This window comes from Nocardiopsis sp. Huas11 (genome assembly GCF_003634495.1).
Lineage (GTDB): Bacteria > Actinomycetota > Actinomycetes > Streptosporangiales > Streptosporangiaceae > Nocardiopsis.
On sequence record NZ_RBKY01000001.1, the window covers coordinates 5,640,567 to 5,662,467 of the forward strand.

Below are 21,901 nucleotides of genomic sequence, written 5' to 3' on the forward strand. Positions count from 1 at the left end.
TCACCCCGCCCGTGCCGGAGCGGTGGGTCGTAGGGTCCCCTCATGCACAGCACACTGACCGAACACGCCCGGTGCCTCTACGGGGACGAGTACCGGCCGACACCGGAGTGCGACCGGGAGCACGTCGAGCAGTACTTCGTCGAGGAGCTGACGTTCGCCGACGCGGAGACGATCCTCGCCGCGTTGCGCGAGCTCTGCCCGAACGTGATCGACGGCCGCCTGCCGGTCTGGATCCGGAACCTGGCCTACCGGCTGGTGCTCCTGCAACGGCCGGACGAGCCCGCGCTCATGCGCGAGGCGGCCCTCAACCTGTGGACGCACGGTCCCGACTGGGACGACCACGCGGCGGACCTGGAGGCGCGGGCCGAGGCCCTGGAGGCGCGCTGACCGGAACGGCCGGAGGAGGGCACGCGAACGCAGGTTCGCGCGCGGGTCGCCTCGTGCGCGCGTCAGGACACGGTGGGCCGGCTCAGTCCCGGGCCTGGACGTAGCGCTGCGCGACCTGGCAGCGGAACGGGTCGCCGTCGGAGTAGACCTCGCGCGGCGATCCGGACGGGCGGCGCGCACGGTGCGTCGCGGCGTCGCGGACCGCGTCGAAGGCGCGCAGGATCGTGGGGAACTGCACCTCGCCGTACGGGACGTCGACGAACAGCTCGGAGCCGGCCGGCTCGACGCCGTCCGCGCTCGCCTCGTCGGTGACGGGCACGCGCACCTCCACCGGCCCGTCCGACTCCCAGCCCACCTCGCCGTGGTAGACCACGACCAGAGGCCGTGACCGGTCGACCGCCGCCCCGGCGCGCTGCGAGAGCGCGGCCGCCGCACGCTCGATGTGCGAGGGAAGGTCCGCGACGGTCGTGCGGACGGTCCGCGCCACGAAGGGCTGGGCCGCGACGTCGCGGCTGGACACCCGCGCCGTGTACCCCGCCGGTTCCGGCCGGCCATTGCCCATACCCCGTGCCAGGCCGTCGAGCAGCGCGACCGCGCGCTCGTGCGCACGGACCGTCTCGGTCCGGTACGCGTCGAGCAGGTCGCGCCGCTCGTCCGCGCCGGCGTCGAGGACCGCGCCGATGCGCTCCAGCGGCATGCCCACACGGCGCAGCAGCGCGATCATGCGGGCCCGCTCGGCCTGCGACGGGCGGTAGTAGCGGTACCCGGTGTACTCGTCGACGGCATCGGGCCTGAGCAGCCCGCGCCGCTCGTACAGGCGCAGCGCCTTCGCGGACAGCCACGTCAGACGGCTGAACTCCCCGATCGACAGCCTGGCGCCGGTCTCACTCATCGCAACAAGTATGCGACCTCCACCGCCCACTCGGCGCGATCCGGCTCGGTCTGCGGGTCGGTGAGGAACTGCTCCGTGCGCGCGTGCCAGTGGATGCCGTCGGCCCGCTCGTCGACCGCGAGGTCCAGGCCCTGCACCCCGGCCCACTCCCACATCTCCCGGTGGGTCCGTTCGAGCGCGTCCGGACCGCCCTCGGGACGCGCGACCAGGTAGCGGCCGGCCGGGATCGCCCCGGTCTCGAACCCGGCGCCGAGCTCCACGCGCGCCGGCACGGGAACGGAGACCGTGATGTCCATCGGGTCCGCGGCCGTGCGCAAGCGGCGGTACTGGTAGATCGGCCCGCCCTGCGGGATCCCGCCCGCCTCGGCCAGGGCTCCGTAGATCCGCGGGACGTGCGCGTTCACGCGGTCCCAGTGAGCGAGCTCGGCCGTCATCGACACTCCGACCCAGGGCCGTTCGTCGCGCTGCTCGACAGTGAAGGTGGTCATCGTCTTCCTCCTGGGCGCCACCCGCCTCTCGGATGGCCTGTCGCCAGCTCACACCTTCCCCCAGGGACAAGGTCAATCCCAGCACCGAGGGGGCCGGCCGGGCCGGACCCCCTCGTGCCGTGACCGCCCTAGCCGGTGGCCCGCTCCGCGGAGCCCTCGCCCGGGGAGCCCTCCCGCGGGTCGGCGGCGTCCGCCTTCGGGCCGGCGGTGTCCGCCTCCCCCGGGTCCGGGGCGTCGCGGTGGGGCACCAGCAGGGAGCCCAGGACCGCGATCACCGTGTTCACGGACAGGCCGACCACACCCGCGTGCACGCCGTAGAGCGTGGGGACGCCCGCCAGGGCCATGCCGCCGGAGATCAGCGCGCCGACGACCATGCCGACCAGTACGGGCCCGGACCCCATCCGCTTCCAGTACAGCCCGATGATGAAGGCCGGCGCGATCTGGATCAGCAGTTCGAACTTGAGCACGAAGATGTTGACCAGCAGCGTGGGCGGGTTCCAGGCGAGCATCAGCAGCGCGGCCAGGGCGATCACGCCCCCGACCTTGCCCACCAGCAGCACGGTCTTCTCGCCGGCCGACGGGGCCAGGTGCTGGCGGACGATGTCCTTGGAGATGATGGACGAGAACGCCAGCAGCACCGAGTCGGCCGTCGACACGATCGCCGCCACCACACCGCCGAACAGCAGGATCATCATGACGTAGAAGAACGGGTTGATCCCCGCGACGTCATTGGCGATCAGGCCGACCAGCTGCTCGGACTCGGCGTCGGACAGCCCCGGGTAGAGCTGGATGGCGATGATGCCGACCATGAAGACCAGCGCCGTGGTGATCAGCGGCATCCAGGCCATCCGGGCCAGGGAGCGCCGCAGCGTCGCCGCGCTCTCGGCGGCGTAGACGCGCTGGATGGCGTGCGGGTAGACGGCCGCGCCGATGCCGACGAGCACCAGCATCGACAGCCAGCTCACCGATCCCTCCGACGAGGGGGTCGCCGCCTTGTCCGGTTCGGCGGTCACGACGTGGCCGAACGCGTCGCCCAGGCCGCCGCCGATGAGGTAGAGCCCTCCGGCCACCAGGACCAGCACCCCGATCAGCAGCGCGATGCCCTGCATGACGTCGGTGAAGGCCACCGCCCGCATCCCGCCGAGCCAGGAGTAGGCGAGCATGACGAACACGAACGCCAGCATGGCCGCCTGGTAGGGCACCGTGCCGCCGGTGAGCCCGGAGATGCCGTGCCCCATGGCCACGAGCTGCTCCAGCAGGAAGTTGCCCAGCGCCCACAGCATGAGCAGCGCGGCGAACAGGCTGATCGCCGGTGAGCCGAACCGGTGGCGCAGCCAGTCGGTCGGGGTGATGAACCTGTTCTCGCGCGCGATCTTGTGCAGGCGCGGCGCGAAGAGCAGGTAGCCGCCGATGATGACGGTCATGAACATGACCGACTGCCACCACGCGAAGCCCATCCGGTAGGCGGAGGGTGCGTAGCCCACGATGTTGTTGCCGCTGTACTGGGTCGCGTACAGGGTGAAGAACAGGACGAGGACGCCCAGGTTGCGCCCGGCGAGGTAGTAGCTCTGCATGTCGTCGCGCACGCCGCGGCGCTGCCGGCTCACCCAGAACCCGATGGCGAGCATCATGACCGCGTAGGCGCTCAGCACGATGATGCCGGGCGCGCCGGCGAAGGTCAGCTGGTCCACGGCCTACTCCTCTTCGCCGTCGTCGCCCCACTGGGTCGCGCAGACCCAGCTGAGGTAGCCGCACAGGACGACGGATCCGACCGCCGCGACCAGTGCCCACACGGGTATCCCCAGTACGAGGGGATGGACGGTGCCCGGGGGCCAGTACCAGGGGACGGAGGCGAGGATGATGACGCCGAGGACGATCCAGATCCAGGGCTTCTGGATCGGTTCCCGGTCTCGGGGGGAGGGCTGCACGGGGCTCCTTGGTTCGTTCGTTACGTGAGCATTTCCCCTCCGTGCCCTTCTGATGCGCCTTTGACCCATGATCCTGATGTGGTGCCATGGGACACAGGTGATTCAAGATGAGTGTGTGCGCCGCTCGGGCCGGGCGGCCGCGCCGTCCCGTGACGGGAGTGCCAGAATCGAAAGTGTGAGCAATACACGCGCCGACCAGCCAGATCCCGCCCAGGACTCGCCCACCGTGGGTCCGCCCGAGCGCAGTGCCGTAGGCCTGCCCGCCGTGCTCAACAGCGTCCGCCTGGTACGCGAGCAGGCGGGCGTCCGGCGCGGCCTGCCCGCGATGCGGGCCGTCAACCAGAAACGCGGCTTCGACTGCCCCGGATGCGCCTGGCCCGAGGGCGACCACCGGCACAAGGCCGAGTTCTGCGAGAACGGCGCCAAGGCGGTGGCCGAGGAGGCCACGTCCCAGGTGCTGTCCCCGGAGTTCTTCGCCGCGCACCCGGTGGCGGAGCTGGCCGAGCGCTCCGGCTACTGGCTGGGGCGGCAGGGCCGCCTCGCCGAGCCCCTGTACCTGGCCGAGGGCGCCACCCACTACGAACCCGTGAGCTGGGACCGGGCCCTGGACATCGTGGCCGGCGAACTGCGCGGCATGGACTCGCCCGACGAGGCGGTCTTCTACACCTCCGGGCGCACCAGCAACGAGGCGGCGTTCTGCTACCAGCTGTTCGCGCGCGCCCTGGGCACCAACAACCTGCCCGACTGCTCCAACATGTGCCACGAGTCGTCCGGCTCGGCGCTCACCGAGACCCTGGGGGTGGGCAAGGGCAGCGTCTCGCTGGACGACCTGCACCAGGCCGACCTCATCATCGTCGCGGGCCAGAACCCGGGCACCAACCACCCGCGCATGCTCAGCACCCTGGAGCGCGCCAAGAAGTCCGGCGCGCGCATCATCACGGTCAACCCGCTGCCCGAGGCGGGCATGCGCGAGTTCCGCAACCCGCAGAAGGCGGCGGGTCTGCTCGGCCGCGGCACCGAGCTGACCGACCTGTTCGCGCAGATCCGCCTGGGCGGCGACCTGGCCCTGTTCTCCGCGGTCAACCGGCTGCTGATCACCGCCGACCAGCGCGGCGAGCAGGTGCTGGACCGGTCCTTCATCGACACCCACACCCACGGGTTCGAGCTCTTCGCCAAGGAACTGCTGGACGAGCCCGAGGACGAGTTCTGGCCCCGGGTGGAGCGCGCCACCGGCCTGGAGCGCGCGCTCATCGAGGAGTTCGCCGCGATGGTGATCGCCGCCGACCGCGTCGTGGTGTGCTGGGCCATGGGCCTGACCCAGCACAAGCACGCGGTGCCCACCATCCGCGAGGTGGTGAACTTCCTGCTGCTGCGCGGGAACGTGGGGCGGCCCGGCGCGGGGGTGTGCCCGGTGCGCGGGCACTCCAACGTGCAGGGCGACCGGACGATGGGCATCTTCGAGCGGCCCGAGGCCGCCTTCCTGGACGCGCTGGGCGCGGAGTTCGGTTTCGAGCCGCCGCGCGAGCACGGCCTGGACACCGTCAACGCCATCCGCGCGATGGCCGAGGGGCGGGTACGGGTGTTCTTCGCGATGGGCGGCAACTTCGTCGCGGCCACGCCCGACACCCTGGTCACCGAGGACGCGATGCGCCGGGTGGGGCTGACGGTGCACGTGTCGACCAAGCTGAACCGTTCGCACGTGGTGACGGGCACGCGCGCGCTGATCCTGCCGACCCTGGCGCGCAGCGACCGCGACCTGCACGAGGGGCGTCCGCGCTGGGTCACGGTGGAGGACTCCATGGGCAAGGTGCACGCCTCCCACGGCGTGCTGGAGCCCTTGTCGGAGCAGATGCGCTCGGAGGTGGACATCGTCCTGGACCTCGCGGGCCGCGTCCTGGGCCAGAGCCCGGTGGCGTGGTCGGAGCTGGCCGACTACGACCGCGTGCGCGACCGGATCGAGGGCGTCGTGCCGGGGTTCACGGACTTCAACGAGCGAGCCCGCAGGCCGGGAGGGTTCACGCTGCCGCACGCGCCCCGCGACGAGCGGCGGTTCCCCACGGCGACGGGGCTGGCCAACTTCACGGTGAACGGCGCGTACGCGCCGCCGGTGCCGCCGGGGCGGCTGCTGTTGCAGACGCTGCGCTCGCACGACCAGTACAACACCACGATCTACGACCTCAACGACCGCTACCGCGGTATCCACGACGGCCGCCGGGTGGTGCTGGTGCACCCCGAGGACGCGCGTGAGCTGGGGTTGGCCGAGGGCGCCTACACCGACATCGTCGGCGAGTGGCCGGACGGGCGGGAGCGGCGGGCGCCGCACTTCCGGGTGGTGCACTACCCCACCGCGCGCGGGTGCGCGGCCTCGTACTTCCCCGAGACCAACGTGCTGGTTCCGCTGGACTCGACGGCGGACGTGAGCAACACACCCACGTCGAAGTCGGTCCTGGTGCGCTTCGAGCCCGACAGCGGCGCGCCCTGACCCGGCCGCGGGTCCGGTTCCACGGAAGGGCGCCGCGCACGGGCCGGGCGCCGCGCGCGGGCGGGGCTCCACTCGGGCGGGGCGTGATCCATCCCACCCGCCCGCGACAGCCCGGGCGGTGCACGCGGTCCCTGGGTGTCAACGCGTGCGACCTGCGGGAATAGTGGGGTCGAGCTTTTGCCACAGGGCTTTGCCTCGGGTAGACCTGGGGTTCATGGACCATGGGGGCATCGTTTACGCACGCCTGGGCCGGGGCGAGCCGCTCCTGCTCCTGCACGGGCTCGGCCACCGGCGCCAGGCGTGGGACCCCGTCCTGCGCGCGCTGGCCGAGCGGTACGAGGTGTTCGCGCTGGACCTGCCGGGCTTCGGCCAGTCCGCCGCCCCCGCACCGGACCGGCCCTTCGGGATCTCCGCGCTCGTGGACGCCGTGCAGGACTGGTGCGAGGCCCACGGCCTGCACCGCCCGCACGTCGTCGGCAACTCGCTGGGCGGCGCCGTCGCTCTGGAGCTGGGCGCGCGCGGCCTGGCCTCCTCGGTCACGGCCCTGGCCCCCATCGGCTTCACCAGCGCCCTGGAGATGCTGGGCTCGCGGCTGCTGGTCGGCGGCATGCACCTGGCCACCCGGGTCCCCGCGAGGGCCTGGCACGCCGTCATCGACAGCCGGCCCGTGCGCACGCTGACCACGCTCGCCCTCCACGGCCGCCTGCGCGACCCGGGCGGCGGGCTCTCCCGCCTGGATCCGGCGGTGGTCACCCGGGGATCGACCTACACGCGCCTGGCCCCGGAGGTCGTGCGCTACAGCTTCGGCGGCGGGCGGGGCGTGGCCTGCCCCACGACGATCGCCTGGGGCGAGGAGGACCGTGTCCTGCCGATCCGGGCGCTGGCCCGCGTCCTGGCCGCCATCCCGCACGCCCGCCAGGTCCGGCTGATGGGGTGCGGCCACATTCCCATGGAGAGCGACCCCGCCACCGTGGTGGAGGTGGTCCTGCGCACCTGCCGCACCGCCGCTCCGGCCACGGCCGCGACCCCGGCTCCTGCGGCCTGATCCGGTCGTTCGGGGGGCTGGCGCCCGAGCGGCGGCGGCCCACACGTACATTGTCGGCATGCCAGCTATCTACCTCATCCGCCACGGCAAGGCCTCCCCCGAGGCCGCCGACTACGACGAGCTCAGCCCCACCGGCTACGAACAGGCCATGCTGCTGGGCCGTGAGATCGCCCGGCGCGGGCTGCGCGTGGGACCGGTGGTGACCGGCACGCTCCGGCGCCAGAAGCAGACCGCCGCGGCCGCACTGGCCGAGGCGGGACTGGACACCGTCCCCGTCACCGACGAGCGGTGGAACGAGTACGACCACCTCGCCCTGCTCGACCGCTACTCCCCCGGCCCCGGCTCCCTCCAGCACCGGCTCGACACGTGCCTGCACGCGTGGACGGCGGACCACGGCACCGGCAAGGACTCCTGGACCGCGTTCCGGGACTCGTCGGCCGCCGCCCTGCGCGACCTGGCCGGCGGCCTGGAGCGCGGGAGCACCGCCCTGGTCTTCACCTCCGGCGGCGTGATCTCGGCGGTGTGCTCGTCCCTGCTGGGGATGCCGGCGGCCGGGTTCGTGTCGATGAACCGGGTGGTGGTCAACGGCTCGGTGAGCAAGGTCGCGCACGGGCGCGGCGGCACCCAGGTGCTGTCGTTCAACGACCACGCGCACCTGGAGCGGGACGGTTCCGCCCTGCTGACGTATCGCTAGTTTTTTTGCCGAACGCATACCGACTGGTCGGTTCCGCCTCGTGGCGGGACCGGCCCCTTCCCGTCCCGCACGTTCGCGCGGTGCGCTGTCACACTTGGGCGGCGACCGGCGTCTCATGGTCGAGACCCATCAGTGAACGGACAGGAGCCACCCATGGCCGGCGGGGACACGCACGAAGACTCCGCGACCGAGGCGTTCGTCGCCCACCGCAACCTCCTCTTCACGGTCGCCTACGAGATGCTCGGGTCGGCCACCGACGCCGAGGACGTCCTGCAGGAGACGTGGCTGCGCTGGGTCGGCGTCGACCTGGAAACGGTGCGCAACCAGCGCGCGTACCTGGTGCGGATCGCCTCCCGCCAGGCGCTCAACCGGTTGCGCACGCTCGGGCGCCGCAAGGAGTCCTACGTCGGACCGTGGCTGCCCGAGCCGCTGCTGACCTCACCCGACGTGGCCGAGGACATCGAGTTGGCCGACAGCGTCTCGATGGCGATGATGCTGGTGCTGGAGACCCTCGCGCCGACCGAACGGGCCGTGTTCGTGCTCCGCGAGGTGTTCGCCGTGGACTACGACGAGATCGCGCAGGCCGTCGACAAGAGTCCCGCCGCGGTCCGGCAGATCGCCCACCGGGCACGGACGCACGTGGCCGCCCGCAGGCCGCGGGACGTGATCTCCCAGTCCGAGTCCCAGGCGGCGCTCACGGCGTTCCGGCGGGCGATCGAGACCGGCGATCTCCAGGGCCTGGTGGACATCCTCGCGCCGGACGTCGTCGCCCTGGGCGACGGAGGCGGCGTCAAGCAGGCCCTGCCGCGCCCCGTCGTGGGAGCGGACAAGGTGGCGCGCCTGCTCGCGGTCGGCCTGGAGCAGTACGGCCGGGCGATGTCGGTCGAGCCGGTCCAGGTCAACGGCTACCCGGCGCTGAAGCTGTGGCTCGACGGCGAACTCGACTGTGTCGTGGCGCTGCGGATCGACGACGGACTGGTGACCGGCATGTACACCGTCCGCAACCCGGACAAGCTCGCGCACGTGGACCAGGAGACGCCCCTGAGCCGGTAGAACGGCGCCCCCGCGCGGCGGGGCGGTGATCCGCCGCCCGCGCGGGGCGGTCCCGCTCCGCCCCAGGGCTCAGCGGTCCTGTCCGGCGCGGCGCTCGGCGTCGCGCTGGAGCACCGCGCGCAGGGCCAGTTCGTAGCCGAACACGCCGCACCCGGCGACATAGCCCGCGGCGACCGGGGCCGTCACCGACCGGTGCCGGAACTCCTCGCGGGCGTAGACGTTGGAGATGTGCACCTCCACGACCGGCGCCTCGATGGCGTCGACGGCGTCGCGCAGGGCGATGCTGTAGTGGGCGTAGGCGCCGGGGTTGAACACCACGCCCGCGTAGTGGCGCGCCTCGTGCATCCGGTCGACCAGCGCGCCCTCGCTGTTGCTCTGGGCGCACACGACCTCCACGCCCAGTTCCTTGCCCAGCTCGACGGCCCGCCGCTCGACCTCCTCCAGCGTGGTGGTGCCGTACTGGCCCGGGTCGCGTGTGCCCAACAGGTTGAGGTTGGGGCCGTTGAGCAGCAGAACGGTACGGGACACGGCGTGGGACATGCGAGGACTCCTCCTGGCGGCCGATGGACGAGGCCAGCCTACGGGTCGCCCGCCCGGCCGCGCGTCGGCGGCCCGGGACCCGTGGTCTCAGAGGTCCAGGATCGCCGGGACCACCGTGTCCCACGTCTCGTACGGCGGCATCTGATGGCCCACACCCGGCAGGGGGACCAGCGTGGCGCCCGGGATCTCGCGGGCCAGAGCCTCCCCGTGGCCGTACGGGAACAGCGGGTCCTCGGTCCCGTGCAGGACGAGTGTGGGCACTCGGATTCCGCCGAGGCCGTCCCGAACCGGGTCCGAGCCTTCGAGCATCCAGTGGTTCTGCGCGGCGGGCATGTCCGGGCTGCGGTCGTAGGCGCGACCGACCATGCGGCGCAGGCGCGGCTCGTCGAGCCGGACGGAACCGGCGAAGGCCTGCTCCCCCTCCAGGTAGTAGGCGATCACGGCCTCGCGATCCGACCAGTCGGGCCCCGCGTCCTGCGACGGCTGCGCGAACACGGCCGCCAGTCGCTCGCTCATCGGCGGCAGGTCCGGGTGGCCGGGACCGCCAGGGCCGTCCGGGGTCGTGGAGATGAGGGTCAGGGCGGTGAGCCGGTCCGGATGGCGCACGGCGACGTGCTGCGCGATGCCGCCCCCCATGGAGATGCCCACGACGTGCGCGGCGGTGATGCCGAGCGAGTCGAGCACCCCGACGGCATCGGCGACCAGCGCCTCGCCGTCGTAGGGCGGCGCGCCGACCGGGAAGGTGGTGGAGCGGCCGGTGTCCCGGGTGTCGTAGCGGATGACGAACCGGGCGCCGTCGGCCAGGCGTTCGCACAGGTCGGTGTCCCACCAGTCCATGGAGGCCTCGGCGCCACCGATGAGCAGCAGGGCGGGATCGGAGGCGGCTCCGAAGGTCTGGACGCACAGGTCCACCCCGTTGACGGGCAGGATCCGTTCGGGGTTCACAGGGGCCTCCTCGGTCGGCACACGGCGTGGGACGTGCGAGGACTCTTCGTAACGGCCGGCGGACGAGGCCAGCCTACGGGTCCGGCGGCACGGGGACCGGGGGCGCGCCGCTACTCCGTCACCGCGGGATAGGTCTCGTCGCGGTCCCCGCGGGGTTCGCGGACGTCGATCTCCACTCCGGCGGCCGTGAACTCCCCGCGGAGCCGCTCGCACAGGTCCGGGGAGACGAAGTGGTGGTGCAGGTCGAGGCGCTGGAGTCGCCGGAAGACGGGGGCGCCGAGCAGGACGCGGGCCCCGCGGTCGGTCAGCGTGCCCAGGGAGAGGTCGAGCGTCCGCAGGCCTGTGGTGAGGGGTGCCTCGGCCAGGGCCTCCACCCAGGCGTCGGTGTCCTCGGCGTCGCGCAGCCCCAGGTGGACCAGGTTCGGGAACGCGCCACCGGACAGGACCGGATCGAGGTCGGCCGGAACCGCGTCACCCCGGTACTCCCGCACGCCGAGCCAGAGCTCCAGGTGTTCCAGCGCGGGAAGGCCGGAGGAGGCGATCTGGCGGCACACATGGCCGGGCAGGCCGCCGCTCTGGACGGTCAGCCGGCGCAGCGCGGTGTGCCCGGGGACGGCCAGTCGCAGCAGACCGGCGTCGGGGGCGTCCGACTCGGCCGGCCCCGGGTCGCCGGCACCGCGCACGGTCAGCTCGGTCAGCTCGGGGAAGGCCGCGAGCAGCGGGGCGAGGTCGGCCTGCTGGATCCAGGAGATCTCGTACTCCTCGGCGACGATCTCCCCGAAGAAGAGCGACCGCAGGGCCGGGAAGCGGTCGGCGTGCGCGATCAACAGGTCCCGCGCGGGCTCCGCGGCGGCGTCCTCGGTGAAGTCGCACCACCCTCCCACCAGGAGTGCGCGGATCCCGGTGGTGTCCACCGCGGCCAGGAACCGGTCGACGTAGGGTGCGAACTCCTCCTCCTCGCAGAACATCGAGCGCAGCCGCCAGGCCACCGATCCGGGGTCGCGCAGGGCGGCCTCCAGCGCCGGGTCCGGCGGCACGGGGACCGGGGGCGTGCCGGTGCGCCGGGCCTCGCTCCGGCTTGAACGGGCGCGCTCCTCCTCCAGGTCGCGGGACGGGAACTCGACGACGGGCAGGCCCGCGTAGGAGGTGAGGTGGTGCTGGATGACCATGGGGAGGCCTTCGTGGTGGGGGGCGGGTTGCCAGGAGGGCCCTGGCACACGGTTGATTCCTAGCAGGTGGCGCCGACACCCGTGCGGATCCGTCCCCGTCCAGTGGCCCCGCTCACTTCGCCGTCCCAGGGAGCAGGTAGCATACCGGCCAGTCGGTTTATACACCTATGGGAGGCTCACCGTGGCGTCCACCCTTCTCTCCGCGCGCGACCTGCGATTCATGCTCTACGAGTGGCTCGACGCCGAGGCGCTCACCGCGCGCCCGCGGTACGCCGACCACTCGCGCGAGACCTTCGACGGCGCCCTCGACCTGGCCGAACGCGTGGCCACCGACCACTTCGCGCCGCACCTCAAGACCAGCGACGCCAACGAGCCGCACTTCGACGGCGAGCGCGTCCACGTCATCCCCGAGGTGAAGAAGGCGCTGGAGGTCTACGCCGAGACCGGCCTGGGCTCGCTCTCGATGCCCGAGTCGGTCGGCGGCGCCCAGGCGCCCCGCCTCGTCTCCAGCGCCTGCAACGCCTGGTTCCAGGCCGCGAACCTGGGCACGTCCGCTTACCCGTTCCTCACCGCGGGCAACGCCGCGCTGCTGCTCGCCCACGGCAGCCAGGAGCAGATCGACACCTTCGTCCGCCCCATGGTGGAAGGCCGCTTCACCGGCACGATGTGCCTGTCCGAGCCCCAGGCCGGCAGCTCCCTGTCGGACATCACCACGCGCGCCGAGCCCGCCGGGGACGGCACCTACCGGCTCTTCGGCAACAAGATGTGGATCTCGGCCGGCGACCACGAGCTGACCGAGAACATCGTCCACCTGGTGCTGGCCAAGATCCCCGGCGGCCCCGCCGGGGTCAAGGGCATCTCGCTGTTCGTCGTCCCCAAGCACCTGGTGAACGAGGACGGCACGCTCGGCGAGCGCAACGACGTCGTCCCGGCCGGCCTCAACCACAAGATGGGCTACCGCGGCACGGTCAACGCGCTGCTCAACTTCGGCGAGGGACGCCACACGCCGGGCGGCGAACCCGGCGCCGTCGGCTACCTGGTCGGCGAGCCGCACCAGGGCCTCCAGTACATGTTCCACATGATGAACGGGGCCCGGATCGGCGTGGGCGCGGGCGCGATGGCGGTCGGCTACACCGGCTACCTGAAGTCGCTGGCCTACGCGCGCGAACGCCTCCAGGGCCGCCCGCTGGGCGCCAAGGACCCGGCCCAGCCGCAGGTGCCCATCGTCGAGCACACCGACGTCCGCCGCATGCTGCTGGCGCAGAAGAGCTACGTCGAGGGCGCCCTCGCGCTGGTGCTGTACTGCGCGCGGCTGTACGACGACACCCTCAGCCACGAGGACCAGGAGGCGCGCGAGCACGCCGACCTGTTGCTGGACGCGCTCACCCCCCTCGTCAAGAGCTGGCCCTCGCAGTGGTGCGTGGCGGCCAACGACCTGGCCATCCAGGTCCACGGCGGCTACGGCTACACGCGCGAGTACGACGTGGAGCAGCACTACCGCGACAACCGCCTCAACCCGATCCACGAGGGCACGCACGGTATCCAGGCCCTGGACCTGCTGGGCCGCAAGGCGGTGCTGGACGGCGGCAAGCGGCTGGGGCTGCTGGTGGCGGCCGCGCGCACGGCCGTGGAGCGCGCCCGCGCCCTCGGCGGCGCGGAGGCCGCCTACGCCGACCTGCTGGACGCCGCCCTGACCCGCACCACCGAGACGGTCGCCGCGGCCTGGTCCGAGGGCGACCCGGCCGTCGCCCTGGCCAACGCCACGCCCTACCTGGAGGCGGTCGGGCACGTGGTCATCGCGTGGATGTGGCTGGAGCAGGCGGTCGCGGCGCACGGCAAGGAGGGGTCCTTCTACGACGGCAAGCGCGCGGCGGCCGCGTACTTCTTCCACCACGAGCTGCCGCGCACGGGGCCCCAGTTCGACCTGGTGGCCTCCCGGGACCGCACGGTCCTGGACGTACCCGCGGACGCGCTCTAGGCCGTGTTTTTTGCGGCATTCCGGGCTCGCGGCCGCCAGGACCGCCTCTCGCTGCGCCTCTGCGCTCGTGAAGCACCACCAGGCTGAACTTCGCACATCGTCTGGCGAGAGACGACCTGACGACCGCGAGCTCACCCGAAAGCCCGCAGAAAAACACGGCCTGGCCGCATCGCCGCCGGATCGCTCACGCCGCGTCGTGCCCGATCCGGCGGTCGAAGCCGCCGGCGAGCCGCCCGGCCGCCGCGCGAACCTTCCACGGACCGCGGGCGTCGCAACGTATCGGACACCCCCTCCCGTGGAAAGGACACGATGCGTTCCGTACTCCGACCGCTGCCCGCCCTCGCGCTGGCCCCCGCCCTGGTCCTGACGGGCTGCGACGCGCCGACGCTGGAACTGCGGCCGAGCGAGCGCCTGGAGGACCTGCTTCTGACCGCCGACGACTATCCCGAGGGCTACTCGCTGGAGTCCATCGACGTCGAGGACCTGGAGGACACGTCCACGGGGGCCGACGACATCGGCGCCGTGGAGCCGGCCGAGTGCGCGCGGGTCATGGACGGCGGCTCCGCGGAGATCCCGGAAGGGGCCGTGGAGGGCGCTGCCCAGTCGGCCACCAGCGACGACCCGGCCTTCTTCATGCACATGGTGGTCTCGGGCGATCTGGGCGCGGACGCACTGGACACCAGCGACTACGACGCCCTGCTGCGCGACTGCTCGCAGATGACGATCACGTCCGAGGGGATCACCCTGGACGCCGCCCTGGAGTCGATGAGCTCCCCCTCCCTGCCGGAGACGGGCGACATGTTCGCCCTGTCCATGGAGGGCGAGGGCATGGAGATGGTCATGACCACCGCGTGGGGCCAGGTGGACGACGTGTTCTTCGCGCTCCTGCACATGGACATGGCCCCGGGGGCGGACGCTGTCCCGACCATGCCGCACGGGGAGGCCCGCGAGGCGTGCACGGAGGAGGAGAACCCCGTCCCCTGCATGACGGACGCCCGAGAGGCGGAGCAGGAGCAGGCCGACGCCGAGGCCCGCCAGGAGGCCCGGGAGGAGTTCGAACGGGTCCTCGCCGCGGCCGTCGAGCGCTTGGAGAACGCCTGACCGGCGGGGCGGCGGCGCGGCCACTACGCTCGTGGCGTGAGCAACGACGAGGACGAGGTCGCCCGGCTGCTGGTGCGCCTGATCAACATCAGCAACCGCCTGGGACGCTACGCCGCCCACGCCACCGGCGAGCGCACCTCCCCGGCGACCTGGCGCGCGCTGAGCGTGCTCCAGGAGAAGGGCCCGCTGCGGCTGGGGGTGCTGGCCGAGAACTGCCGGGTACGGCAGCCCACGATGACGGCGATCGTGGACTCCCTGCTCTCCTCCGGCTACGTCCTGCGCCGCCCCGACCCCGACGACGGGCGGGCCCAGCTGCACGAGCTGACGGCGGCCGGTGAGGCGGCGCTGGAGGACTGGCGCTCCCGCGTGGGGACGGCACTGGTCCCGCTCTTCGACGACCTGACGGGGGACGAGCGCACCCTGCTGTCGGACTCGGTGCGGCTGCTCGATGACCGCCTCCGCCGCGGCGAGGCCTAAAGCATAGAGCGGAGGACGTAGGGCGTCAGGGTGTACGACGGGGGACGCGCCGTAGTACACCTGGAGGGTCCCGCACACACAGTCGTTCTCGCTTGGAGTCGTCGATGACCGTTCGCCGCGTCGTGCCCAACGTCCAGTCAGCGGACGTGCGGGAGAGCCGGGAGTTCTACGGCCTGCTGGGCTTCGAGGAGGTCATGAACCACGGGTGGATCATGACGCTCGCCTCCCCCACCCATCCGGCGGCGCAGATCAGCTTCATGACCGACGACAGGACCGCACCCGTCGCGCCCGACCTGAGCGTAGAGGTGGACGACGTGGACGCGGCCTACGCGCTCATGCTGGAGCGGGGCGCGCAGATCGTCCACTCGTTGCGGGACGAGGAGTGGGGCGTGCGGCGGTTCCTCGTCCGCGACCCCGGCGGCCAGGTCGTCAACGTGCTGGGGCATCGCTGACCGGGGCGGACTCGGCGCGCCGCCGCGGTATGCGGGGCGCGAGCAGGGCCACGGCCCCGAGCGCGGCCGCCATGAGCAGGAAGGCGGCCCTGTCGGTACCGGCCGCGCCCGCCACCGCGGTCGCCGCGGCGAGGCCGACCGCACCGCCGAACTGCTTTCCGGTGTTCATCAGGCCGGAGGCCGCCCCGGCCTGCTCCGGCGGGACGCCGGTGGTCACGATGGTGGCGAGCGGCGTGTTCATCAGCCCTCCACCGACGCCGATCACCAGACTCGGCGCGAGGATCGCGAACACGAAGGAGCCGTCCGCGAGCGCCTGCCAGATCAGGCCGAGACCCGCCAGCACCGCCCCGGCGCAGACGAGCGCCCGGCTCCGGCAGCGCTTCATCAGACGCGGTACGGCCCAGGTGTTGACCGCGAGCAGGCCCAGGGTCAGGGGCAGGAAGGCCAGCCCGGCCTGGATCGGGGTGTAGCCCAGCTGTTCCTGCATCCGGTACGTGAGGAAGTACCACAGGCCGACCTGGAAGCAGACGGCCGTCAGCGCCGTGGCGAGGTTGCCCCGCACGATGAGGCGGTCCCTCAGCAGCGCGACGGGCACGAGCCGGTGCGGGGTGCGGCGCTGTTCCACGACGAGCAGCGCGAACAGCAGCACGCTCGCCGCGCCGGACGCGCCGAAGGACGCGGCCGAGCCCGGGGTCCCGGCGACGGAGAGCGCGTAGGTGGCGCAGGTGAAGCCGCCGGTGGCCAACGCGGCGCCGGCGAGGCTGACGCGTCCGCCGCGCCGGTCGTCGGGCGTCCACCGCCGCAGAGCGACCGCCCCGAGGGCGACGGCGGCGCCGATCGGCAGGTTGACCAGCAGGACCGCCCGCCACGAGACCAGGTCGGTGAGCACGCCGCCGGTGATGGTGCCGAGGCCGCCGCCGGCCAGGCTGACCGCCGTCCAGACGGCGACGGCCCGGATCCGGGCGGGCCCTTCGGGGTGCGACGTCGTGAGCAGGGTGAACGTCGCCGGGGAGACGACGGCGGCGGCGATCCCCTGCACGACCCGCGCGCCGATGAGCACCCACCCCTCGGTCGCCAGCCCGCCCACCGCGCTCGCGAGGGTGAACAGCGCGATGCCCCAGCCGAGCACCCGTGCCGTGCCGAGGACGTCGGCCAGCCGCGCGCCGACGAGCAGCGCTCCGGCGAAGCCGAGACCGTAGGCCAGGGCCACCCAGGTCACCGTCACGCGGTCCAGGGCGAGGTCGGTCTGGATCGAGGGCAGAGCGATGTTGACCACCGAGATGTCCAGCACCACCATCAGCTGGGCCACGCAGGACACCCACAGGGCGAGTCGTCTGGTCGCCGTGGACACCGCCACCTCCTTGATACGCCTGTATCAGTTGATACAAGCGTATCATCGGCAACGAGGGGAGGCTCCGATGCCTGAAGTGGAACGCCGCGCGCAGATCCTGGACGCCGTGGAACGCCTGCTGGGCCGGGGCGGCCTCGAAGCGGTGACCATGCGGGAGGTCGCCGCCGAGGCGGGAGTGTCGCTCCGGCTGGTCCAGTACTACGGGAAGAGCAAGGACGAGCTGCTGACCGCCGCGCTGGAGAGGATGGCCGACGCGAGCGTCCGGCGCTGGCACGCCCGCGGTGAGGAGCGGTCGCGGGACTCGGCCACGCCGGAGGGGTCGGTACTCTCCCGGGTCCGGGCGTTCCTCGACGAGGCGCTCCCCACCGACGAGGCCGGCCGCGCGTTCCACCGCGTCGGCGTCTCACTGGAGCTGCTGACGATCACCCGGCCGAGCGCGGCGGCGGAGTCCTATCGGGCCCATCTCGGCGCGCTGGCGGACCACCTCGCCGCGATCCTGCGCACCGACCCCCGGATCGACGCGGCGCAGGCGAGGCGGCTCGCCTCGGAGGTCATGGCGCTGGCGCACGGACTGGGCTCGCTCCTCATGGCCGGGCAGCTCACGCCGTCGGACGCCCGAGCGCTGCTCGACGGCTACGTCGACCGCTTGCGGCCCCGACTCTCCGACTGACGGTCCGAGTGCGGGGCGACCCCGGCTCGCGTCTCGCATGTGATGAAGGGACCACCGCCCGGCGCCACCGTACCCCTCCCCGAGGATTAACATAGGTTACCTATGTTAATTGGGGACACGACCGCACGGCCGCGCCGCCCACCGAAAGGATCAACGAACAGGAGTCACGCGCCATGGTGGCCGACACCGACACCCAGCCCACCAGACCCCAGGAGGGCCCCGGAGAGCACTCCGTTCCCACGGGCTCCCTGTTCAAGCAGCCCCGCGCCGTGTGGGCGGTGGCCTTCGCGAGCGTGATCGCCTTCATGGGCATCGGGCTGGTCGACCCGATCCTGCCCGCGATCTCCGCCGACCTGGACGCCACCCGGACCCAGACCTCGCTGCTGTTCACCAGCTACCTGCTGGTCACCGGCCTGGCGATGCTCATCACCAGCTGGGTGTCCAGTCGCATCGGCGCCAAGCGCACCCTGCTCATCGGACTGGCGCTGATCGTGGTGTTCGCGGCGGCGGCCGGGGCGAGCGGCGACGTGGAGTCGGTCATCGGGTTCCGCGCCGGGTGGGGCCTGGGCAACGCCTTCTTCATCTCCACGGCACTGGCCACCATCGTCGGCGCGGCCAGCGGCGGCTCCTCCGCGGCGATCGTCCTCTACGAGGCGGCCCTGGGCCTGGGCATCGCCTGCGGCCCGCTCATGGGCGGCCTGCTCGGCAGCGTCAGCTGGCGCGGCCCGTTCTTCGGCACCGCCGCGCTGATGGCGGTCGGCTTCGTCACCATCGCCGTCCTGCTCCGGAGCGAGAGCGTGCCCAGGACCGCGCCGGTCCCGCTCTCGGCGCCGTTCACCGCGCTGCGTGAGCGGGGACTGCTGGTGCTGGCGCTCATCGCGCTGTTCTACAACATCGGCTTCTTCGTCCTGCTGGCCTACACCCCGTTTCCGCTGGGCCTGGACGAGATGGGTCTGGGACTGGTGTTCTTCGGCTGGGGCCTCGCGCTGGCGACCACCTCGGTCCTGCTGGCGCCGTGGCTGACCCGCGGGTGGCCGCGCACCCGCGTGCTGTGGACCACGCTGCTCCTGCTGGCCGTCGACCTGGCGTGCGCCGGAGCCCTGATCGACTCCACGGCGGGCCTCATCACCTGCATCGTCGTGGGCGGACTGCTGCTGGGCGTGCTCAACACCGTGCTGACCGAGTGCGTGATGGAGGTCAGCGACCTGCCCCGCGCGGTGGCGTCCTCGTCCTACTCCGCCATCCGCTTCCTCGGCGGCGCCCTCGCGCCGCCGACCGCCTCCCTGCTGGCCGCCGCCCTCTCCCCCGGCGCACCGCTGTACACCGCCGCGGCCTCCGTGGCGCTGGCGGCGGGGATCGCGGTCGTGGGACGCGGGGCACTGCGCCGGGTGGACGGCGGCTCCGAACCGCTCGGCGTCCAGGCCATCACCCTGGGCGAGTCCTGAGGGGGTCACCGGGGAGCGCGCCGCGCCGCTCCTCAGGGGTAGGACCACATCACCACCTCGGCGGCCCCGAAGTTCAGCTCGGCCAGGTCGTCGCGCCGGATGATCCAGAAGGGGCACCCGGTGAAGCCGGAATCGTCCCATCGGGTACTGGGCCTGGGCCAGGAGCACCCACCCGCCCTTCTCGTCGTCCGGTGAGGCACCCGTGATCGGCGGGTCCTGCCCGACGTCGAGAGCCTGCGCCGCGTCCGGCTGACCGTGTGCGCCGACTCGGCGAGCCATCACCAGCCGGCGCCGCACGTCACCGCGCCGACTCGGCGGCACTGAGACCGAATTGGAGGCTTATCGAGTGACTTGTACCGGCGCGGCGTGGGCCCCCGGTGGCACAGAACGGGCAGGATCAGTCCATGCGAAGTGAGCTCTTTCAACAGGCCCGAGAGAACAGCCACCCGGGTATGACCCTCCAGAACCACAAGATGCTGCGTGTGGGCCTCAACGGCGAGGTGTTGGCCCGCCAGGGGTCGATGGTCGCCTACCAGGGCCAGATCGACTTCTCCTACGAGGGTTCGGGCAGCATCGGCAAGTTCCTCAAGAAGTCCTTCAGCGGCGAAGGCCTGCCCCTGATGCGCGTCACCGGCCGGGGCGACGTGTTCCTGGCCAAGGACGCCTGGGACGTCCACCTGATCGACCTGGAGGACGACGCGCTCACCGTCAACGGCGCCAACGTGCTCGCCTTCGAACCCAGCCTGAGCTGGGACATCCGGCGTGTCGAGGGTGCCGGGATGATGTCGGGGGGCCTGTTCAACACGGTCTTCACCGGCCGTGGACGTGTCGCGGTCGCCTGCCACGGCGCCCCGGTGCTCATCAACGTCGACCAGCCGACCTTCGTCGACACCGACGCCGCCGTCGCCTGGTCCAGCTCACTGCGCTCCGGCGTGCGTCGGACCATGAAGGCCGGGGCGCTCATCGGCCGCGGCAGCGGCGAGGCGGTCCAGCTGTCGTTCGAGGGACAGGGCTTCGTCCTCGTGCAGGCCTCCGAGGGCGCTCCCGCCCCCGCCCCGCAGGGCTGAACCTCCCACCAGGCGCACCGGGGGCAACGCGGATCAACGGAAGACCCCCCGCGGGGTCCCTCGCTCCCTCTCCGACCCCGTTCCCTCCCGCGCTTCGACGCGGGAGGGAACGCCGCCCCGGAGCTCACCACCGAGCAGCGCGGCCCGAAAGCACACGTTGAACTGGCGGCGCACCTCGCCGTCGCTGTAGGCGATGACATGCCGGGTGTCGGTGTAGGTGCCGACCAGGCCCGTGATCTCGGCGTCACAGCCGGTCTCCTCCTGGACCTCGCGCACAGCCGCCTGCGGCAGGCTCTCGGTCATCTCCATCACGCCGCCCGGCATGGCCCAGAGCCCGTTGTCGGTACGCCGCTGCCACAGGAGGCGGCCGGTGTCATCGAACGCCGCCGCGCCGGCCGCCGTCACCGGGCTGTTCGGCATCGGCGCGCCGCCGGATCGTCGTAGTACTCCCTTGGCGCCATGGACTTCGCTCCGTCCACAGTGCCCGTGCTCCTGATGACACCCATCTCCTACCGACTGGGAGCAGAGGTCCCAGCCTCCGCCCAGCGATAGAAGCGTGGGCCCCGCCGACCACGGCGAGGCCCACGTTCGGCTCCAGTCAGCTCCGGGCGGGCCGCAGGCGCCCGCCGGCGGGCACGTCCAGCACCCACACGTGGCCGTAGTCGAACTCGGTGCACCCGAAGTCGACGTTGGACACGCGCACCCGGGCGGGGTCGGCCTCCACGATGTTCACGGTGACCGGCTCGTCCCGCTCGGGCAGGGTGAGCAGCCAGGGGTCGGCCAGGTAGGAGAGCCCGCGCGAGTCCAGCACGGCGCGCGCGTCGTCGGCGTCACCCGGCTCGGCCAGCGCGTGGCCGAAGAGCGTGACGGGCACGCACAGCCCCTCCTCGGCGGGCGCGAGGTAGCCGAGGACCTCACCGTCCTCGTCGCGGTGGTGGGGCTCCCAATGGGCGGGGATCATGGCGTCGACTCCTGTTCGCTGCCGTGGCCGCCTCTCCACGGGCGGCCGTCCGCCGACTCTAGGTTCCGGCGGGGTGGTGCCCGCAACCGGTTTTCCACGCCGGGGGGCCGTGCGACCGGTGTTCAGAGCAGCGCTTCGGCCGCCACGACGGCGGCCTCGTCGATCTCGTCGCGCGAGAGCATGTCCTCGGTGGTCTGCGACAGCGCGAAGACCTGGACGAACACGCCTCCGGGCAGGTGCAGCACCACGGAGTCGCTCTCCTGCTCCAGGTCGCCGGCGTCGACCGCTTCCAGGACCGCCGAGTACTCGCGCGACCGGTCGGTCATGTACAGCTCGCGGTCCCGCATCTCGGCCACGGTCTCGAAGTTGTCCTCGATGTCGGGCATGTCCGACAGCGAGAAGCCCTCGGAGTAGGCGAGCACCACGCCGTTGCCCCCGTCCCGGCTGCCGAACGTGCACCGGAAGCCCTCGTCCTCGTCCTTCTCGCTGACCAACTCCGCGTCGGCGGGCAGCAGGCCCAGCGCCACGGTCTCCGCGTCGGCGTCGGCGCAGTCCTCGGGCATGGGGAAGGTGATCTCCTCCGCGGCCTGCTCGTCCTCGCCCTCGGCGGGCTCCTCCGCCTGGGCCTCCTCGGTCGGCGCGGACTCCTCGGCGGGGTCGGGCGCGTCCTCTCCCCCGCCGCAGGCGGTGAGTGCGAGCAGCGCCGCCAGCGCGGACGCGGAGGCGGGCAGGAGAGCGCGGGTGCGCGGCGCGCGTCGTGCGGGGGAGGTCATCGT

22 protein-coding genes and 1 pseudogene are annotated in these 21,901 nt (G+C 72.4%); 12 read left to right on the top strand and 11 right to left on the bottom strand.

Annotated elements, in window-relative coordinates:
* Window positions 1-42: 42 nt before the first annotated feature.
* Entirely contained in the window at window positions 43-387 is a 345-nt protein-coding gene (locus DFP74_RS25505) for a hypothetical protein (protein ID WP_121185468.1), read from the top strand.
* 82 nt (window positions 388-469) lie between these two features.
* Here DFP74_RS25505 and DFP74_RS25510 read toward each other — a convergent pair whose 3' ends face one another.
* From DFP74_RS25510 to DFP74_RS25525, 4 genes are all read right to left on the bottom strand, one after another.
* Window positions 470-1,279 carry a MerR family transcriptional regulator gene (locus DFP74_RS25510; RefSeq protein WP_121185470.1) on the bottom strand — a complete coding sequence of 270 codons (810 nt, stop codon included), beginning with the start codon at window positions 1,277-1,279 and terminating at the stop codon, window positions 470-472.
* Window positions 1,276-1,767, bottom strand: coding sequence for a GyrI-like domain-containing protein (locus tag DFP74_RS25515; protein ID WP_121185472.1), 492 nt, complete (start codon window positions 1,765-1,767; stop codon window positions 1,276-1,278). The genes DFP74_RS25510 and DFP74_RS25515 overlap by 4 nt, the downstream gene beginning before the upstream one ends.
* Window positions 1,768-1,895: 128 nt before the next feature.
* Window positions 1,896-3,458 carry a sodium:solute symporter gene (locus tag DFP74_RS25520; protein WP_121185474.1) on the bottom strand — a complete coding sequence of 521 codons (1,563 nt, stop codon included), beginning with the start codon at window positions 3,456-3,458 and terminating at the stop codon, window positions 1,896-1,898.
* Window positions 3,459-3,461: 3 nt separating this feature from the next.
* Window positions 3,462-3,695 carry a hypothetical protein gene (locus DFP74_RS25525; protein WP_121185476.1) on the bottom strand — a complete coding sequence of 78 codons (234 nt, stop codon included), beginning with the start codon at window positions 3,693-3,695 and terminating at the stop codon, window positions 3,462-3,464.
* Between the two features lie 175 nt (window positions 3,696-3,870).
* Here DFP74_RS25525 and DFP74_RS25530 point away from each other — a divergent pair, with 175 nt between their 5' ends.
* The 4 genes from DFP74_RS25530 to DFP74_RS25545 all read left to right on the top strand — a co-directional run bounded on the left by DFP74_RS25530 (window position 3,871) and on the right by DFP74_RS25545 (window position 8,969).
* The gene (locus tag DFP74_RS25530; protein WP_370013431.1) at window positions 3,871-6,177 is read left to right on the top strand and encodes an FdhF/YdeP family oxidoreductase; all 2,307 of its coding nucleotides are present in this window, start codon (window positions 3,871-3,873) and stop codon (window positions 6,175-6,177) included.
* 214 nt (window positions 6,178-6,391) lie between these two features.
* Window positions 6,392-7,222 carry an alpha/beta fold hydrolase gene (locus DFP74_RS25535; protein WP_199725782.1) on the top strand — a complete coding sequence of 277 codons (831 nt, stop codon included), beginning with the start codon at window positions 6,392-6,394 and terminating at the stop codon, window positions 7,220-7,222.
* A 58-nt stretch (window positions 7,223-7,280) separates the two neighbouring features.
* Entirely contained in the window at window positions 7,281-7,916 is a 636-nt protein-coding gene (locus DFP74_RS25540; protein ID WP_121185478.1) for a histidine phosphatase family protein, read from the top strand.
* A gap of 153 nt (window positions 7,917-8,069) precedes the next feature.
* On the top strand, window positions 8,070-8,969 hold the full coding sequence (locus DFP74_RS25545; protein WP_121185480.1) for an RNA polymerase sigma-70 factor: 900 nt from the start codon (window positions 8,070-8,072) through the stop codon (window positions 8,967-8,969).
* A 69-nt stretch (window positions 8,970-9,038) separates the two neighbouring features.
* Here the strand turns inward: DFP74_RS25545 and aroQ are convergent, their stop codons facing one another.
* From aroQ to DFP74_RS25560, 3 genes are all read right to left on the bottom strand, one after another.
* Window positions 9,039-9,509 carry a type II 3-dehydroquinate dehydratase gene (gene aroQ, locus DFP74_RS25550; protein ID WP_121185482.1) on the bottom strand — a complete coding sequence of 157 codons (471 nt, stop codon included), beginning with the start codon at window positions 9,507-9,509 and terminating at the stop codon, window positions 9,039-9,041.
* 87 nt (window positions 9,510-9,596) lie between these two features.
* Complete coding sequence (locus DFP74_RS25555; RefSeq protein ID WP_233571157.1) at window positions 9,597-10,454, bottom strand: alpha/beta fold hydrolase; 858 nt, start codon at window positions 10,452-10,454, stop codon at window positions 9,597-9,599.
* 110 nt (window positions 10,455-10,564) lie between these two features.
* Window positions 10,565-11,623, bottom strand: a complete 1,059-nt coding sequence (locus DFP74_RS25560; protein ID WP_121185484.1) for an STM4015 family protein — start codon at window positions 11,621-11,623, stop codon at window positions 10,565-10,567.
* A gap of 181 nt (window positions 11,624-11,804) precedes the next feature.
* Here DFP74_RS25560 and DFP74_RS25565 point away from each other — a divergent pair, with 181 nt between their 5' ends.
* From DFP74_RS25565 to DFP74_RS25580, 4 genes are all read left to right on the top strand, one after another.
* Complete coding sequence (locus DFP74_RS25565) at window positions 11,805-13,601, top strand: acyl-CoA dehydrogenase (RefSeq protein WP_121185486.1); 1,797 nt, start codon at window positions 11,805-11,807, stop codon at window positions 13,599-13,601.
* Between the two features lie 309 nt (window positions 13,602-13,910).
* Entirely contained in the window at window positions 13,911-14,702 is a 792-nt protein-coding gene (locus tag DFP74_RS25570; protein WP_121185488.1) for a hypothetical protein, read from the top strand.
* A gap of 36 nt (window positions 14,703-14,738) precedes the next feature.
* Window positions 14,739-15,179 carry a MarR family winged helix-turn-helix transcriptional regulator gene (locus DFP74_RS25575; protein ID WP_121185490.1) on the top strand — a complete coding sequence of 147 codons (441 nt, stop codon included), beginning with the start codon at window positions 14,739-14,741 and terminating at the stop codon, window positions 15,177-15,179.
* Window positions 15,180-15,283: 104 nt separating this feature from the next.
* Window positions 15,284-15,631 carry a VOC family protein gene (locus DFP74_RS25580; RefSeq protein ID WP_121185492.1) on the top strand — a complete coding sequence of 116 codons (348 nt, stop codon included), beginning with the start codon at window positions 15,284-15,286 and terminating at the stop codon, window positions 15,629-15,631.
* Here DFP74_RS25580 and DFP74_RS25585 read toward each other — a convergent pair.
* Window positions 15,609-16,982: an MFS transporter gene (locus DFP74_RS25585; protein WP_121185494.1), complete on the bottom strand. Its 1,374-nt coding sequence runs from the start codon at window positions 16,980-16,982 to the stop codon at window positions 15,609-15,611. The two genes, DFP74_RS25580 and DFP74_RS25585, sit on opposite strands and share 23 nt — an antisense overlap.
* A 67-nt stretch (window positions 16,983-17,049) precedes the next feature.
* Between DFP74_RS25585 and DFP74_RS25590 the strand changes: the two genes are divergently transcribed.
* From DFP74_RS25590 to DFP74_RS25600, 3 genes are all read left to right on the top strand, one after another.
* On the top strand, window positions 17,050-17,652 hold the full coding sequence (locus DFP74_RS25590) for a TetR/AcrR family transcriptional regulator (protein ID WP_121185496.1): 603 nt from the start codon (window positions 17,050-17,052) through the stop codon (window positions 17,650-17,652).
* 173 nt (window positions 17,653-17,825) lie between these two features.
* Window positions 17,826-19,097 (top strand): MFS transporter, encoded by a 1,272-nt coding sequence (locus tag DFP74_RS25595; protein ID WP_121185498.1) that lies wholly within the window; start codon window positions 17,826-17,828, stop codon window positions 19,095-19,097.
* A gap of 404 nt (window positions 19,098-19,501) precedes the next feature.
* On the top strand, window positions 19,502-20,164 hold the full coding sequence (locus DFP74_RS25600) for an AIM24 family protein (protein ID WP_121185500.1): 663 nt from the start codon (window positions 19,502-19,504) through the stop codon (window positions 20,162-20,164).
* A 120-nt stretch (window positions 20,165-20,284) separates the two neighbouring features.
* Here the strand turns inward: DFP74_RS25600 and DFP74_RS25605 are convergent.
* From DFP74_RS25605 to DFP74_RS25615, 3 genes and pseudogenes are all read right to left on the bottom strand, one after another.
* Window positions 20,285-20,625 (bottom strand): annotated as a pseudogene (locus tag DFP74_RS25605) (NUDIX hydrolase); the annotation flags it as partial.
* Between the two features lie 137 nt (window positions 20,626-20,762).
* Window positions 20,763-21,125 carry a hypothetical protein gene (locus DFP74_RS25610; protein ID WP_121185502.1) on the bottom strand — a complete coding sequence of 121 codons (363 nt, stop codon included), beginning with the start codon at window positions 21,123-21,125 and terminating at the stop codon, window positions 20,763-20,765.
* Between the two features lie 122 nt (window positions 21,126-21,247).
* Window positions 21,248-21,898 carry a hypothetical protein gene (locus tag DFP74_RS25615; protein WP_233571158.1) on the bottom strand — a complete coding sequence of 217 codons (651 nt, stop codon included), beginning with the start codon at window positions 21,896-21,898 and terminating at the stop codon, window positions 21,248-21,250.
* Between the last annotated feature and the right edge of the window lie 3 nt (window positions 21,899-21,901).